This is a genomic window from Sporosarcina sp. A2, from assembly GCF_050858885.1.
In the GTDB taxonomy this organism is placed as follows: Bacteria; Bacillota; Bacilli; order Bacillales_A; family Planococcaceae; genus Sporosarcina.
In genome coordinates, this window is the sequence record NZ_CP193898.1 from 1,860,490 (window position 1) to 1,877,906 (window position 17,417).

Annotated in this window: 11 protein-coding genes and 1 other annotated feature (1 of these 12 running past the window's edge); of the genes, 5 read left to right on the forward strand and 6 right to left on the reverse strand. The window is 42.3% G+C overall.

Going from position 1 to position 17,417, the window contains the following annotated elements; translation table 11 throughout:
- Positions 1-83: a binding site (T-box leader), on the reverse strand; it reaches 116 nt to the left of the window's first position.
- 103 nt (positions 84-186) lie between these two features.
- On the forward strand, positions 187-3,222 hold the full coding sequence (locus tag ACRPI0_RS09235; RefSeq protein WP_432352258.1) for a transglycosylase domain-containing protein: 3,036 nt from the start codon (positions 187-189) through the stop codon (positions 3,220-3,222).
- Positions 3,223-3,314: 92 nt separating this feature from the next.
- Here the strand turns inward: ACRPI0_RS09235 and acsA are convergent, their stop codons facing one another.
- Positions 3,315-4,991, reverse strand: a complete 1,677-nt coding sequence (gene acsA / locus ACRPI0_RS09240; RefSeq protein ID WP_432355920.1) for an acetate--CoA ligase — start codon at positions 4,989-4,991, stop codon at positions 3,315-3,317.
- A 219-nt stretch (positions 4,992-5,210) separates the two neighbouring features.
- Here acsA and ACRPI0_RS09245 point away from each other — a divergent pair, with 219 nt between their 5' ends.
- From ACRPI0_RS09245 to ACRPI0_RS09255, 3 genes are read left to right on the forward strand one after another with little or no spacing between them, the layout of a single operon-like run.
- Positions 5,211-5,843 carry a GNAT family N-acetyltransferase gene (locus tag ACRPI0_RS09245; protein WP_432352259.1) on the forward strand — a complete coding sequence of 211 codons (633 nt, stop codon included), beginning with the start codon at positions 5,211-5,213 and terminating at the stop codon, positions 5,841-5,843.
- Between the two features lie 15 nt (positions 5,844-5,858).
- Complete coding sequence (locus tag ACRPI0_RS09250) at positions 5,859-6,509, forward strand: acetoin utilization AcuB family protein (RefSeq protein ID WP_432352261.1); 651 nt, start codon at positions 5,859-5,861, stop codon at positions 6,507-6,509.
- Positions 6,506-7,672, forward strand: a complete 1,167-nt coding sequence (locus ACRPI0_RS09255) for an acetoin utilization protein AcuC (protein ID WP_432352263.1) — start codon at positions 6,506-6,508, stop codon at positions 7,670-7,672. Before ACRPI0_RS09250 ends, ACRPI0_RS09255 begins: the two co-directional genes overlap by 4 nt.
- A gap of 82 nt (positions 7,673-7,754) precedes the next feature.
- On the opposite strand, the gene ccpA is transcribed toward ACRPI0_RS09255, so the two are convergent.
- Both ccpA and ACRPI0_RS09265 read right to left on the reverse strand, forming a co-directional pair.
- Positions 7,755-8,759, reverse strand: coding sequence for a catabolite control protein A (gene ccpA, locus ACRPI0_RS09260; RefSeq protein WP_432352265.1), 1,005 nt, complete (start codon positions 8,757-8,759; stop codon positions 7,755-7,757).
- An 84-nt stretch (positions 8,760-8,843) separates the two neighbouring features.
- The gene (locus ACRPI0_RS09265) at positions 8,844-9,926 is read right to left on the reverse strand and encodes a bifunctional 3-deoxy-7-phosphoheptulonate synthase/chorismate mutase (RefSeq protein ID WP_432352267.1); all 1,083 of its coding nucleotides are present in this window, start codon (positions 9,924-9,926) and stop codon (positions 8,844-8,846) included.
- Between the two features lie 161 nt (positions 9,927-10,087).
- Here ACRPI0_RS09265 and ACRPI0_RS09270 point away from each other — a divergent pair, with 161 nt between their 5' ends.
- Positions 10,088-12,220: a cell division protein FtsA gene (locus ACRPI0_RS09270; RefSeq protein WP_432352269.1), complete on the forward strand. Its 2,133-nt coding sequence runs from the start codon at positions 10,088-10,090 to the stop codon at positions 12,218-12,220.
- 39 nt (positions 12,221-12,259) lie between these two features.
- Here the strand turns inward: ACRPI0_RS09270 and ACRPI0_RS09275 are convergent, their stop codons facing one another.
- The 3 genes from ACRPI0_RS09275 to ACRPI0_RS09285 form a co-directional block, all read right to left on the reverse strand.
- Complete coding sequence (locus tag ACRPI0_RS09275; protein ID WP_432352271.1) at positions 12,260-12,970, reverse strand: YtxH domain-containing protein; 711 nt, start codon at positions 12,968-12,970, stop codon at positions 12,260-12,262.
- Positions 12,971-13,266: 296 nt separating this feature from the next.
- Positions 13,267-14,580, reverse strand: coding sequence for a UDP-N-acetylmuramate--L-alanine ligase (murC, locus tag ACRPI0_RS09280; RefSeq protein ID WP_432352273.1), 1,314 nt, complete (start codon positions 14,578-14,580; stop codon positions 13,267-13,269).
- Between the two features lie 76 nt (positions 14,581-14,656).
- Complete coding sequence (locus ACRPI0_RS09285) at positions 14,657-17,374, reverse strand: DNA translocase FtsK (RefSeq protein WP_432352275.1); 2,718 nt, start codon at positions 17,372-17,374, stop codon at positions 14,657-14,659.
- Positions 17,375-17,417: the final 43 nt, after the last annotated feature.

Sequence of the window (17,417 nt, forward strand, 5' to 3'; positions counted from 1 at the left end):
ACAGGGTTCCGAGCAGCTTTCACCAAACGCTGCCTCTCTAGACGGATTGCCTGCCACTACTGTGGCTTCTTCACTGTGAAGAGTAACTACATCATATTGTAGTCGAAATTGGAAATTTGTCAAACAAATTCAGTCAACTCCTGCTACAATATGCTATAATTAATAAGATTTTTAGGAGGGAACGAATTGACTAAACAAGACAAAAAACGTGTTGAAGAACTTGAACATAAATTCGAAGCGATCAAGAAAACCAAATGGGCAACAAATACCCGAATCGCCTCAAGCGTAGTTTGGAATCTATTCTTGCTTTTCTTAGTTATCGGTTTGACATTAACGGTATTTGGCGCATCTGTCGGAGCAGGTTATTTTGCCTCCCTTGTTGAAAAGGAACCACTACGTTCCAAACAAGAAATGCGCGATCAGATTTTCAGCTATGAAGAAACATCTGAAATCTACGCGAATGGGAAGTATTTAAGAAAAGTACGCTCGGATATTGATCGGAAAGAGGTCAAATTAGAAGATGTCTCTCCATATGTTATCAATGCCGTGTACGCAACAGAAGACGAATACTTTAATGCCCATAAAGGAATTGTCCCTAAAGCGGTCTTCCGCGGACTTTTCCAAGACGTGACCAACTCAGATAGTCAAACTGGTGGATCTACGCTCACTCAACAGCTCATTAAAAACCAAATTTTGACGAACGAAATATCATATGAGCGCAAAGCAAAGGAACTCCTTCTTGCTATGCGATTGGAACACTTCATGTCAAAGGAAGAAATTCTAGAAGCTTATTTAAATATTATTCCATACGGACGTAATTCAAACGGTGGAAACGTTGCTGGTATTGAAGCAGCAGCTGAAGGAATATTTAATAAGACTGCCAAAGAATTGAATTTGGCGCAAGCTGCTTATATCGCTGGAATTCCACAGGCTCCCTTTGCGTATACACCATTTTATAACGGAAAGACCGGATTAAAAGATGAAGCTGGATTAAAACCCGGCATTAATCGCATGAAGACCGTTCTATTCCGAATGAAGGAAACAGAGTATATTTCTGAGAAAGAATATAACGAAGCAGTTGCGTACGACGTCACAAAAGATTTCAGAACGGCAGCGCAACCACCGAAGAGCCGTGATGAGTACTTAACAGATGATATTCAGAGAAACACGATTGCCATTTTGGCAAATATACTCGCTGAAAAAGACGGAATCGACGCAGATCGTTTAGTAGAAGATAAAAAATTAAAAGAAAAGTATAATATTCTGGCTGAACGTTCCATGAGAAATGATGGATTCCGTATTTATTCTACAGTAGACATGCCTTTGTATAATGCTTTAAACGATGTAGCTGAAAGTTATACACAATACGGCTATACCTACACACAAACGGTAACTGACAAAAAAACAGGCGAGAAAACGACTGAAAAGTTACCTGCTCAAGTAGGTGCTAGTTTAATTGATAATAAGACAGGTAAAGTTCTGGCATTTGTTGGCGGTCGAGATCATGAACTAGAAGCCAGCAATCATTCTACTCAAACACAACGCCAACCAGGTTCAACTATTAAGCCTTTGTTAGTTTATGCACCCGCTATAGAATATGGCTATATCGGAGCAGGTAGTCCCGTTGTTGACGTGAAATTCCATGTTGGCAAATGGAATCCAGTAAACTTCTTAGCCAATCAGGAACTTGGGATTATTCCAGCTCGTCAAGCGCTAGAGAGTTCACAAAACTTAGCGACCATTCGGTTATACAAACAATTTGTAGATCGTCGACCTGCAGAATTTCTTGATAAGATGGGTTACACAAATCTTGAAGCAAATGACTACGAAAACTTATCAGCTGCTGTTGGTGGACTAGCAAATGGAGCAACAGTCCAAGAGAATACTGGTGCCTTTGCAACATTAGCAAATGGAGGCCAACATATTAAGCCTTATATCGTCGAAAAGATTGAGGATAGCTCTGGTAAGGTTATTTATCAGCATAAGGCTGAACCCGTTCAAGTATTTAGTGAACAAACTGCTTATATTATTTCGGATATGCTACGGGATGTCGCTTCTTCTGGTACTGCAAAGAATATGAAGAACCAGTTGAACTTCAACTTAGATATCGCTGCAAAAACAGGAACAACTGACTCGTATAGTGATGCTTGGTTAGTTGGATACAACCCTAATATCTCACTTGGCGTTTGGCTGGGATATAAATACCAAACGTTGTCTCTTCAAGGACCAGGGAATGCCCAGTTTGGGACAACCAATACACGTACAACGACGCTATATGCGCAGCTATTAAATGCCGTCAATAAAATTCGTCCTGAAACTGTAGGAAAAGAAGCCCGATTCCAACAACCTAAAGGAGTTGTAAGTCGATCGTTCTGTGGAATTTCAGGCCTTGCACCTTCAGCTGCGTGTTCTGCTGCAGGTTTGGTTCGTTCAGATCTCTTTAATGCAAATGTGATGCTCCCAAACAAAGCTGACGACAGTATAATCTCATCGGCTTCTGTTTCTGTTAAAGGTACACGCTATGCTGCATTACCTTCAACGCCTTCAGAGTTTATCTCTGCTGGTGGAACAGGTGTCAATGAAGCATTCATCAAACGGATGCTTGGACCATTTGGTGGGGATGCATCGAAGTTGTTCCCAGCTAGTTCAGGCTTTGCGTCCCGTGTCGTTTCGGGTGCTGTCTTCCCCGCTGACAGTGTAGCACCTGCGGGTGTAACAGCTTCTCAAAATGGATCCGTAATGACATGGAATTCGTCACCTTCCAATGATGTCATTGGATACTACGTCTATAATGGTGGTACACGTGTAGGAACAATACGTGATGGACAGTCTCTCTCCTTCTCTATCGGAAGTGGTACGTATACCGTGCGAGCTGTTGATATAACAGGCCTAACTTCAGCATCGTCTAATGCAGTAACTACCGTTGTCGCTACACCTGAACCAGAAAAGCCGGCTGCACCAGAAACAGGTTCAGGAGAAACTGAAGGAGACAGTTCAGCGACACCACCAGGCTCAACAACAGAGAAACCAAAACCACCTACTAGTGGTAATGGCGATGGTAAACCGAAGCCTCCTGCTAGTGGTAGTGGCGATGGTAAACCGAAACCGCCTGCTAGCGGTGGAGATGGTAAACCAACCCCCCCTGCTAGTGGAGGTGGCGACGGTAAACCGAAACCTCCTGCTAGCGGTGGCGACGGTGATGGAGATTCAGACGGCGAGTAAGCGCATCTTCTCGCCTTTCTCTTGATAGAATATCTTAATTTTAAAAGCTGAGCAGTTCCCAATTTGGGAACTGCTCAGCTTTCTTTTTGTTATTAGTCTTCCATCGTAGACAAATCGCCTGTCGGCAAGTCGAGCTCCCATGCTTTTAGCACGCGTCTCATGATTTTACCACTTCTCGTTTTCGGAAGTTTGTCTTTGAATTCTATTTCTCTTGGAGCTGCATGTCCTGCTAGCTCTTTTTTCACGAATTGACGAATTTCCTCCTTTAGTTCGTCTGTCGGCTCATATCCATCATGAAGAGCGATGAACGCTTTTATAATTTCTCCACGAACCGGATCAGGCTTTCCAATGACTCCGGCTTCAACGATAGCTGGATGCTCCAACAATTTGCTTTCAATTTCAAATGGACCTACACGCTCTCCACTTGTCATAATGACATCATCGACACGACCTTGGAAGAAGAAGTATCCCTCCTCGTCCATATAAGCTGAGTCACCTGAGACGTACCATTCACCGTTCAAGAAATACGAATCGTACTTTTCAGGATTATTCCAGATAGCTCTCATCATAGCTGGCCAACCTTTTTTCAATGCTAAGTTCCCCATACGATTCGGAGGAAGTACGTTTCCTTGGTCGTCCACAATTGCTGCTTCAATCCCTGGAACAGGCTTACCCATCGATCCAGGTTTCAATGGAAGCGAACCGAAGTTACAAATCATTTGTGCTCCAGTTTCCGTCATCCACCATGTATCGTGAATACGCATTTTGAATGTTTCCATTCCCCAACGAACAACTTCAGGATTCAACGGTTCTCCAACTGACAAGATATGGCGGAGAGATGAGAGATCATGTTCTTCCATTGCTGCATTGCCTGCACCCATTAACATACGGAATGCTGTCGGTGCACTGTACCATACTGAAACACCATATTCTTCAATTGCTCCATACCAACTATCTGTAGAGAAACGTCCACCGACAATTAGGTTTGTTGTTCCTGCTAATAAGGGCCCAAAAATACCATAAGCCGTACCCGTTACCCATCCTGGGTCAGCTGTACACCAGAAAACGTCTTCTTCCCTGAGATCCAATACCCATTTTGCAGTTTGAAGCTGTTGTACCATCGCTTCTTGTACGTGCAAAACTCCTTTAGGTTTCCCAGTGGAACCCGATGTATAGTGTAACAGTGTAGGTGATTCACGCTCTAACCACTCTACTTCAAAATCTTTCGATGCTTTCTCAAAGTGTTTGTTGAAACTAATAATCTTCCCCTCTTCTGTCACATCGTCCCCTACGACGAATACAGTTTCTAGGTTGGGCAATCGATCTACCGGGATTCTGTCTACCAATTCCGGAGTGGTCACGATTGCTTTCGCATCGCTATCATCCAAGCGATCATATACTGCACCTTCCATGAAAGCTTCGAATAATGGTCCAACAATTGCACCAATTTTCAATGCTCCAAGAAGCGCAAAGTAGAGTTCCGGAGATCGTGGCATGAACACGAAGATTCGATCACCTTTTTCCAATGTCGAACAATTTCTCAGTACATTGGCTGCTTTATTAGAGTACTTTTTCAGATCCCCAAATGTATAGGATTCTTTACGAGTACCATCTCTATAGTAGAGCGCAACTTTGTTTCTGCGGAACGAATCAGCATGTCGATCTACTGCTTCATGTGCAATATTTACTTTCCCAGTCTCGTACCAACTAAAGGATTTCTCAGCTTCTTTCCAATCGAAAGATGCTGCCAATTTGTCATAGTCCTGCATTTGATAGTCCGTTTGTAAAGCTGGAATTGTTTTTAAAACCATAACATAACCTCCTTAAATATGTACTAACACTTTTATTCTACCTGAATGACTCTTGAATTAGCAAACAAATAATATTTTTCCGACAGTTCAGGATTTTGTAAGAAATTCGATCAAAAAACGCATATCTTTCATGTATACTGTAAACAGAGGGATTATCAGTAGAAGGCGGTGAATTGGTTGGAACATGTAAAAACGTATAATGCTTTGGAACTGAAGCATAAAAATGGAGACCTTATTATAGAAGGTCCCATTCGTACGTCAGATTTAGAAAGTTATTCATTTCATGAAGGTTTAGTGGCATTCAGACCACCTGAACAGCAACACAAAGCACTCGTCGGAATTTCAAAATTACCTGAAGGACGCATTATTGTCGTTCGTGACCGAGACCAGATTGTCGGATATGTTACCTACCTTTATCCAGATCCATTGGAACGTTGGTCTGAAGGGAGTATGGAAAATCTAATTGAACTTGGTGCTATAGAAGTCATTGCAAAGTTCCGTGGCGGTGGTGTAGGAAAAGCGCTATTAGAAGTATCTATGATGGATGATGCAATGGAAGACTACATTGTCATCACAACGGAATATTATTGGCATTGGGATTTGAAACAGACCAAGCTAAATGTATGGGAATACCGTAAAATCATGGAGAAAATGATGCAACACGGTGGCCTAGAGTACTATGCGACAGATGACCCTGAAATTTGTTCACATCCAGCTAATTGTTTAATGGCTCGTATCGGGAGTCGAATTGAACAGAAAGATGTGCAACAATTTGATAGCTTACGATTCAAAAACAGATTTCTGTATTGAGAAAGAAGGGAATTTATGTTAATCGAAGAAATCATGCAAACTGAAGTAATTACGTTAACACCAGATCATACTGTAAAAGATGCAGCGGAACTAATGAAAACACGTCGAATTCGGCACTTACCTATCGTTGACTCTAACACTCAGCTTGTCGGGATTATTACGGATCGGGATTTGAAAGAAATTATACCTTATGGGTATCAGGATTCTGGGAAAGTCTCTGAAATTTATAATATGGCTCTCTCAGACTGTATGGTTAAAAACCCCATAACGGGCCATCCAATGGACTTTGTTGAAGAATCAGCGCTCGTATTCTATCATAACCAGATTGGATGTCTCCCTATCGTTTCCAATCAGCAGCTAATCGGTATCATTACACAGACTGATTTACTGTATAAGTACATCGAGCTTACGGGAGCCCATCAACCTGGTTCTCAAATTGAAGTACGCGTACCGAATATTCCTGGTATCTTGTATGAAATTTCAAAAGTCTTCAATGAGTTCCAAACAAATGTCCTCAGCGTTCTAGTTTATCCTGACAAGGAGAATGAAGCCAATAAAATTCTTGTCATTCGACTTAAGACGATGAACCCGATTGCCATTATTGAAGGACTAAAAGGGCGTGGATTTGACGTACTCTGGCCAAACTTCCCAGGAAAAGAAGTATGAAAAAAGATGCCGTTTTCATATTTTCTGAAGAACAGCTTGGCTACTCGTTTTCAGATACACATCCGTTTAATCAGAAACGGATTGTGTTGACGATGGATCTCTTGAAAAGCATGCATGCAATCAAGGATACGGATATTATCCCTCCACGTATTGCGACAGACGAGGAATTATTACTCGTTCACGAACCTAAATTCATCGAAATGGTCAAGAAGGCAAGTAAAGGAGAAGTTGGACCGGAAGTTGGTAGCCTTTACGGAATCGGTACTGAAGACACTCCCATTTTTCCTAACATGCATGAAGCAAGCGCGATGCTTGTTGGCGGTACGTTAACCGCTGTAGATGAAGTGATGCAAAACCGCACTCGTTATGCACTCAATCTTGGTGGAGGACTCCATCATGGATTTCAAGGTAAAGCCTCTGGATTTTGTGTATATAATGATAGCTCAGTAGCTATTCGTTATTTGCAACGTAATTACAACGCACGTGTCCTTTATATCGATACCGATGCGCATCATGGTGACGGTGTGCAGTGGACATTCTATGATGACCCTGACGTTTGTACGATGTCTATACATGAAACTGGGCGCTACCTGTTTCCCGGAACTGGACATGTAACTGAACGCGGGAATGGAAAAGGCTACGGCACGTCGTTTAACTTTCCTATTGATGCATTTACAGAGGACGAATCCTTTTTGGAGATTTATGAAACCGCTTTCCGTGAAATTGTGGAATGGTTTAAACCGGATGTCATTCTGACACAGAACGGTGCGGATGCACACTATTTCGATCCACTTACCCATTTATATGGGACAATGGAAATCTTCAAAGAGATACCCAGGATTGCTAGAGAACTTGCAGACGAATATTGTGATGGCCGTTGGATTGCTGTAGGTGGCGGTGGTTATGATATTTGGCGAGTGGTGCCACGTGCTTGGTCACACATTTGGTATGCCATGAAAAAGCTTCCGGCACCAACTGGACCCCTTCCTAAAGAATGGCTCAATCGCTGGCAACCTGAATCCCCTGTTCCGCTGATTGAATCGTGGGATGATCCTATTCCTTTGTACAAACCCATTCCTAGAAAAGCAGAAATCGAAGAAAAAAATGCACAGGTGATGGAACGTTCACTTCATTACATACGCAGTGAGCAAGAGTCGCGATAACTAAAGATGAATCTTTTCCATAAAAAAACAACAAGCAAAGCGGCCAAATCGCCTTCTGCTTGTTGTTTTCACATTCTCGTATTTACTTAGCTTTAATTGAGTCACGTTGCTCCAGTTGATAGGGCAAGACGACCTGCTTCTGGTCAACCTCTTCACCATTCATCAACTTCGTTAATAAACGCATGGAGACCGCTCCTAAATCATATAAAGGGACGCGGATTGCTGTTAACTGAGGGCGCACAGCGCGTGCCAATATTGAATGTTGGAAACAAATTAACTCGATGTCACCCGGAACAGTTAGACCTGCGTCACGGATTCCATTCATTAATCCAACAGCGATTTCATCATTCCCTGCAAAAATTGCTGTTGGAGGTTCAGCTAGTTTCTTAAAACGATTCCATACTTCGTATGCGTCATCGTATGTATTATCAGTTTCAATAATATACCCAGCTGGAATGGCCAATCCCGCTTCCGCCATCGCTTCCTCGTAACCTGTCTTCTTTGAAAGACGATTAATGTCTCGGCTGAAAGGACCTGAAATGAACGCAATGCGCTTATGATCATTGGCAATCAATTCATTCACTGCTGCAAATGCTGCTTCTTTGTTCTCGATATTGACAGTTGGAAAATCAAGCTCTGAGTCGATTGTTCCTGCCAATACAATGGGAACGTTTGCAGATTTCATTTCCTTACGCACATCATCCGAAATTGAGTCACTCATAAATATCATTCCATCTACTTGCTTGCCTAGATGATCCTCAATAAGCTCCATTTCACGTAAAGGACGCTTGTCCGAATTTGAAAGGATGATATTGTATTCATACATCGTCGCAACGTCTGCAATCCCTCTAGAAAGCTCTGCATAGTAGCTTTTTGAAATATCGGGAACAATGACACCAACAGTCGTCGTTTTTCTGCTGGCGAGGCCGCGCGCTACGGCATTAGGCCGATAGCCGAGCCGTTCAATGCATGCTGTTACCTTCTTACGTGTTGCTGGTTTCACGTTGGGATTTCCATTGACCACACGTGATACAGTAGCCATTGAGACGTTCGCTTCTCGAGCCACGTCATAAATTGTTACCGCCATACTGACCTCCCCTTTCTCTGTCTATTATTATCTTTCGTTCTTATTATACCAAAACGCCGGAGCCATGGAAGCTCCGGCGAAAAATTATACAATTTGGTGTGTATTCATGAAACGTTGCATTTCTTGGTAGAACTCGTCGAATTGCTCGATATTCATTTGTTGAGCCGAATCCGACAATGCTACCGCTGGATCTGGATGTACTTCAGCCATAACACCATCTGCGCCAACAGCAATTGCTGCCTTCGCCGTTGGAATTAAGAGATCTTTTCTACCAGTAGAATGCGTTACATCCACAAATACAGGAAGGTGTGTCTCTTGCTTCAAGATTGGAACCGCTGAAATATCCAAGGTATTGCGAGTCGCACGCTCGTATGTCCGGATGCCTCGCTCACAAAGCATGATTTGCGTGTTCCCTTTTGACATGATGTACTCAGCAGCATGAATGAATTCATCAATTGTCGCTGCTAATCCACGCTTCAAAAGAACTGGTTTGTTGGCCTTCCCTGCTTCCTTAAGAAGCTCGAAGTTTTGCATGTTACGTGCACCGATTTGGATAACATCTATATAGTCTAGCGCTTCTTCCAAGTGAGAAGGTGTAATGATTTCTGTCACAATTGACAGGCCTGTCTCATCAGAAACACGCTTTAGAATCTTCAATCCTTCCAATCCTAATCCCTGGAAGTCATATGGCGATGTACGTGGCTTATATGCACCACCTCGCATCATCGTTAACCCTTTAGCCTTAATGGATTTTGCCACTGCTAATACTTGCTCATACGACTCAACCGCACATGGACCGAAAACAAATGTTGGTGTTCCATCTCCGATTTTTTCTCCATTGACATCAACGATAGTATCTTCAGCTTTTCGCTTACGTGAAACTAGAAGTGCATTCCGTTGTTCATCTTCTTGAATTTCAAGTCCTGACATGAAAATACCCTTGAATACTTGTTCGAGAATACCATTTGAAATGGGTCCTTTGTTCGCGTCTTTCAAGAGATCTAGCATCTCTCTCTCTCGAACCGGATCGTAACGATTAACACCTTGTTTTTCTTTAACTTTACCAATTTCCTGCACTACAGCCATTCGATCGTTAATGAGATCTAACATTTTAACGTTCAGCTCAGTTACCTGAGACCGAAGTCCTTCTAACTCATTTTGGCGCATAATCATTCTCCTCCCCATTCATAGCATTCCCTTTTCGCATCGGAGAATGTATGGTACATTTTATAATAATAGACCTAGTATAATGAACCTCGGTTGAAAAGTCACGCTATTTTGCAAAATTGTCATATATAATATATCGGAAGTTCAAAGGAGGTACTAGTATGGCGTCTTTATTTGCCTTAGATATCGGAACTCGTTCCGTTGTCGGAATTATATTAGAAGAAGTCAGCACTGGGTACCATGTCGTTGACCTTGAAGTAATGGAACATAAAGAGCGCTCCATGATTGACGGACAAATACATAATATTGTCAGTGTGGCTACCGTAATAGAAGAAATGAAAACATTGCTTGAAGAACGCCACGGTCCTCTGAAAAAGGTTAGTGTCGCCGCTGCGGGTCGGGCGTTAAAAACTGCAACAGGAAAAATGTCAGTAGATATAACTGAACACGCGTTAATCAACATAGAAGACATTAATCGGTTGGAGCTTGGTGCAGTACAAAAAGCACAACAAGAGTTGCTATCTTCAGACGCCGTCACTTCAGATAATCAGTACTATTGTGTTGGATATTCTGTATTGCATTATTTAATCGATGAAGAGGAAATCGGTAGTTTGATTGACCAAACTGGTCGTTCTGCAAGTGTTGAGGTTATCGCAACGTTCTTGCCACGAGTCGTTGTCGAATCGCTCCTATCAGCGCTAAAGAGAGCTGATCTCGAAATGGAAGCTTTGACACTTGAGCCGATTGCAGCCATCAACGTCCTCATACCACAGTCTATGCGACGGTTGAATGTTGCGTTAGTCGACATCGGTGCAGGCACTTCGGATATTGCAATTACAAATAATAATACCGTCTCGGCATTCGGAATGGTTCCGATAGCAGGTGACGAAGTAACGGAAGCATTAAGTTCCACATATTTGCTCGATTTCCCAGAAGCCGAGCGCGTCAAACGCTCCCTTAACGATGAGGAGTCTGTTACAGTGTCTGATATATTAGGATTCGAACAACAAATTCCTACTGTCGATATAGTCAATTCTATCACAGCGACAACGGACCGTCTTGCAGAAGCCATTGCAGATGAAATTAAGCTGTTGAATAACCAATCACCACAAGCCGTTATGTTGGTTGGAGGAGGTAGCATGACTCCTGAGCTCCCTAAGAAGCTGAGCATAGCGTTAAACCTTCCTTTGCAACGAGTTGCAGTGCGTGGGCTCGATGCGCTCACAGAAGTCACGCTAGCAGATCACATAGTATCCTCTCCAGCACTAGTTACACCTATCGGCATCGCAATAGCAGCCAAACGTGCGCCGATTCAGTATATGTCGGTTACTGTTAATGATAAAATCATTCGGCTATTCGAGCTAAAGGAAATGACAGTGGGAGATGCATTGCTTGCTGCAGGTATTAAAGCACGTCAGCTTTACGGGAAACCTGGCCTTGCTCTATGTTTCAAGTTAAACGGACAAGATATCACATTACCTGGTAGCCACGGGACTCCTTCTACGATTACGATGAATGATAGAATTGTCAGTACGAAAGATCGCATTCTTAACGGCGACTCCATAGAACTACTATTAGGTGCGGACGGAAAATCTGCTCACGCATTAATTTCAGATGTCATTGATTTGGAATCTGAATCGATGACCGTTTACATTGACGATCAGTCAGTTGAATTGAAAACGGAAGTGCTTATAAACAATGAACCCGGTTCTCTTCAAATATCTATCGAAGATCGGGATGAAATAATAGTTCGCAATCCCATAACACTTCGTGAGGCGCTACTAGTAGCTAAACGGGATACTGATCATCAGCCCTCTCTACAATCGGTCGTGTTAAATGGCAAAACGGTTCATCTTAAACAACAACCACCTGTCTATATGCGTAACGGAATTCCGATTGCACTTACGTCTACCTTATATGCTTTCGATCGCATCACTTGTGAACAAGAAACAATTACGACTGTCTCAGATATCGCAAGAGACCTGGACGTACAACTAACCGAACAATTGACGGTTTCTTTCAACAGTACGCAAGTGACGATTACAAAGCCACGCTTTTCAGTTAAGATAAATGATCAAGCTGTGGAATCCACAGCTCGTGTTACAGAGGAAGATAAGTTAATGATCACGCCATTGACGAGACAACCTATTACATTCAGCGACGTCTTTGCTTTTGTAGATTATCAATTACCGACTGGTACAACCACATCCTTCAAACTCTTGCGTAATAGCGAACCGATTCAATTTTATGATCAGTTATTCGGTGGAGATCAATTAGAGATTTTGACAACTTAAAAAGAGCCATTCAGCGATTGCTGAATGGCTCTTTTTCGATTAGTTATTCTTAGGTTTCTCGTCAGATACTGCATTTTGGTTAATGTTTTTATCTTTGCCTTTATTATCGCTGTTATCGTAAGAAACACTACTATTCTTTGTAGACTGATTGCTAAGGTCTGCTTTACCTTCAGACTTTTTTGTAGCAGTTCCATCTTTGTTGACGATAGGTTCTTCACCTTCTGAAGATGCCGTACCATCATCCATCGGTACTGTCGATTTCGCAGACATAGATTTAACTTTGCCTGTTACATTTTCAGTTTGCTCTTGTACATTTTTCTTAAGTTCACCTGTTTTTTCTTTGGCTACTACAGATAATTGGGCCGCTTTCTCTTTAGCGGTAGAAGAAAGGTCTGTTGCTTTATCTTTTGCAGTTGAAGTTAGGTCGACTGCCTTATCTTTTGCAGTTGAACTTAACTCGATGCTCTTATTTTTAATTTGTACTGCTTGCGTTGAGAAATCTTCACGCATCTCTTTACCTGTTTTAGGAGCCAGGAATAATGCAGCTGCAGCACCAATAACTCCTCCTACAAGCGCGCCCATTAAGAAACTTCCTGAACCAGAAGTATCTTCTTCATAAAAACGATCCGTATCAGTCGGGAAGTAATTGTAGTTCATCGGTAATTGTGAAGGTTCCCCGTACGAATTTTCATACATTCCATTCGGATCGATCTCATTACTTTGTTTTGTGTTTGAATAGTTGTTGCTCATGCAATCTCCTCCTTAAAATAATGACACTTGAGTTTTAGTAGAACTAAGAAGTTCATCTTCCGTTGAAATGCTTGTTAGCTTTTCATAGAAAAAACTATCTTTCAACGCATGGCTTGTATGTACAACAGATTGAAGCCATTGACTCCTCCCTGTCTACTTACGCTTATGAGTACTTTTACCCTATCGCTAACCAAGCTAAACTTTGAACATAATTCTCTTTTCGACAAGTAGTCAGGATATCCTCTTTAATCTAATAAGATTCCAACAAAAAAAGAAAACAGCCTGATTCACTAGAATCAGACCGTTTTCTTATCTGCAATATGTTGTTGATAAGCTCTTAAATACTTTTGGACATCCCCAGCTCCCATGAACAAGAAGACTGCTTCCTCATGGCCATCCAACACTTCAATAGCTTCTAGCGTCAAATGGATAGAGCCTGGAATTTTTTCAGCAAGATCATTGACGGTTAAGCTTCCCGTCTTTTCACGTGCTGATCCAAATATGTCACAGAGATATACTTGGTCCGCCTGAGCGAGACTCTCTGCGAATTCATCAAGTAACGCAGCCGTGCGTGTAAACGTATGGGGTTGGAAAATCGCTACAATTTCACGATTAGGATACTTTTGTCTAGCGGACTGAAGTGTTGCACGAATTTCAGTTGGATGATGTGCATAATCGTCAATTAGAATGCCATCATCTGTTTTGATTTCAGTAAACCTACGTTTCACGCCTGTAAACGTTCGTAACCGTTCTTCTACAACTTCAGGATCTAGCCCTTCATACTGACACAAAGTAATAACCGCTAATGCATTATTAATGGCATGATCGCCAGGCATTGGGATCGTAAACGAATGATAGAATTCGTTGCGTACATAAACATCAAAGGACGTACCTTCAGCAGATTTCACAATGTTGGATGCACTGAAGTCATTCCCTTCACCAAGGCCGTATAAAACTACCGGCACATTCGCTTGGATTGTTAAACAATTGGGATCGTCTCCGCAAGCGATAATAGCCTTCTTGACATTCAATGCCATTTCTCCGAATGCATTTAAGACATCTGCCATATCACTGAAATAATCTGGATGATCAAAATCAATGTTAGTAATGATTGCGTAATCCGGATCGTACGCTAAAAAGTGACGCTTGTATTCGCACGATTCAAAGGCGAAATAATCGCTGTCTTCCACGCCTTTACCTGTACCATCACCAATTAAGTAAGAAATCGGTGCATAGCCAGATAGCACATGCGCGAGCAGACCCGTTGTCGATGTTTTTCCGTGAGTACCGGTAACTGCAACTGAAACGAATTGCTTCATATATTCTGCTAAAAAGTCGTGATATCGAATAACTTCGAGCCCTAATTCGTTCGCCTTCACTAGTTCTGGATGACTATCCGGGAAAGCATTTCCAGCGATGACAGTAAGTCCTTCAGTAATGTTATCTTCACTGAAGGGTAGAACTTGAATAGAACGTGCATGAAGAGGTTCTTCTGTAAAGAAGTACTTTTCTACATCCGACCCTTGAACTTCTTTTGATGAATCATGAAGGATTTGAGCTAGCGAACTCATTCCTGATCCTTTTATGCCTGTAAAGTGATATTTCGTCATTGTGCAACCTCCTGGGAGCAGCTTGTTCCCTAAAATCTATCTTTTCCATGTAAGTTCTTCATTCATATATTTAATCCTATGCTTCCGAATCGGGATTCAGAAATGACTCTAAGTCTGTTTCTGTCAAATAGACATCTCGCGATCGACTTCCGCGTTGTTCAGAGATGAATCCATGAGCTTCCATACGATCCATGATCTTCGCTGCCCGATTGTATCCGATACTGAAATGACGTTGCATAAGTGAAGTTGAGGCGCTTCCCTGTTCAATAATGAAAGAACAAGCTTGTTTAAACAAAGGGTCCGTTTCTTCTTCTTCTACAACTGCCGCAAGTAAATCTTCCTGGCCAAATAGATATTCTGGCGAGGCTTCGCTCTTTACATGCTCAATAATCCGTTCAATTTCATCATCCGTAACAAACGTGCCTTGTAAGCGAATTGAAGAAGATTGACCATTCCCCACATAGAGCATATCTCCCCTACCGAGAAGTCGTTCCGCTCCAGCGCTATCGATAATCGTACGGGAATCGATTTGCGATGATACAGAAAATGCAATCCGAGTTGGAATATTTGCTTTGATAATACCAGTGATGACATCCACAGATGGACGTTGTGTGGCAATAATTAGATGAATGCCACAAGCTCTAGCTTTTTGAGCAATCCGACTGATAGAGACTTCCACATCATTAGGAGCAACCATCATCAAGTCAGCCAACTCATCGATGACAAGGAGTAAGTAAGGCATCTTCTGTGAAAATTGGCGATTCGCTTCTGCCATTTCGTTGTAGCGTTCAATATTCCGTGCACCTGCATGAGCGAATAACTCATAGCGTCGTTCCATCTCCTCCACTGCCCACTTGAGAGCAGCTGTAGCAGCCTTGACATCTGTAATCACTGGAGTGATCAAATGCGGAATCCCATTGTATGGAGCAAGTTCCACCATCTTAGGATCGATCAGCATCATTTTAAGCTCCACTGGGGATGCTTTGTACAAGAGACTTATGAGGATGGAATTAATGCACACCGATTTACCTGAACCCGTTGCGCCAGCAATCATTCCATGGGGCATCTTGCGCAAATCGATCGTTACCGGTTCACCTGTTAGGCTCAATCCGAGCACCGCTTCAAGTGGTGAGTCAGAGCTTGAGAATCTTTCCGTATTGATAACTTCGGAAATTCGTACTGGTCTCGTCGTGCGGTTTGGAATTTCTATTCCGATCGAACTTGTACCCGGAATAGGTGCTTGTATCCGAATGTCTTCAGCAGCTAGCGCTAACTTAAGATCGTCCGTAAGGTTCCTCACTTTACTTACTTTTGTGCCGAAACCTACTGTCAATTCAAAACGGGTTACTGTTGGTCCTTGTACTGCCTCCAAAATTTCTGCCTCTACTGCGAAATGAGAAAGTGCTTCGACTAGTTTCTCTGATTGAGATGTTAGCCACTCGGTGTCTTCCTGCTGTGCCTCAGGAGGAACCAGGTCCTCAATAGACGGGAAAACGTAATGCGGTAACACTTCTTCTTCAGGTTCAGGCTGTACAGAAATGACTTCAGGCAAAGACGTCTGTTGAACAGGTTCTGCCTGCTGTGGCGTCATCTTTTTCTGGATAGGCATTTGGTGTGTCGATTGTACATTTGGACGTACTACGACTTCAGGTTTAGCAACAGTCGGAAGCACGTTGTTTTCTACACGTGACGGTGTTTCTGTATTCGCATTAGCCATCGTGCGTAATTGGTGCTTTTGTTTGTCAGTTTTCAGCATAACTACGTTAAAAGGCATGATTTTTTCTTGACGTTTTTCTGGTTGCTCAGTTGAGGGAATCGTTTCCTCGAAAAGTTCGGACTGTTGTTCTTTTTCAGGCACATTTACTTCATCCGTTTCGGTTAGTAGAGTTGCATCCGACACTTCAATTATCTGTTCTTCAGTAGGTTCCTCATAGTCTAACACCGCTACTTGTACACGCTCAGTAATTCGTTCTTCTACTACACTCTCCACGACATGAGAATCCATGATAGGTGGTGTTGGATTAACGAGTAACTGTTGCTCCTCAGAGTTGGTTGTTTCTGGTTCTACACGTTCTTCTTCTAAAGCAGGCATTCTACTATCTTCACTACTTGTATCCCGCTGTTCCAGCACGTAGTCAGTTGTAGAATCAACAGTTGGTTCAGTTGTCTTCTGTTCTTCAGAACTCGCAAAAAGATTTCTTCCTGACGGCAATATTTCGTCTGGCAAGAAAAGATTTGTTGGCGGACGTTGTTTGTTTACCCGTTGTTCTTCAGATTTAGTTGATAGTTCATGTTCTACATTTACAGAAGTTTTCTTGGGTTTGGAGAACCCATAGACAGGTGAAGGCACTTCAGTAGGTTTAAATGGTTTGTTCGTTCGTTGCTTCACAATTTCTGTTTTACGCTCAACTTGTTTTACAGATTTTGGCGAGACTTTCTGAGTAACTTCGGGAAATTCTTTGTATTTAGTCTTTGCACCTGCCCGGTGAATTTCTCCAATCGAAGGTTCTGCCGGCCATCTATTATTTTTAAATAATGGTATTGACTCAGGTTGTTGTTCTTCTTCTATGGAAGTAGGCGACGGTTGTTTTTTTATCGGTTGTTGTTCTTGGGAGTCTTCATCCCATCCATAAATTTCAGCATCTGTAATCATTGGAAATCTGAATGCCGGCCGCTGCGGCGAGTTTGTTTCCTGCGGTTTTTCTAGCTCTTGTATATCGTTCGCTGGCTCTATTTCTGATTCATCAGATGCAGAGCTAAACAAACGACCCATTGTTTTTTTAATCCAGCTCACTCTATCACTCTTTTCATTTCAATCATCCTATTTTAGCAGGAAA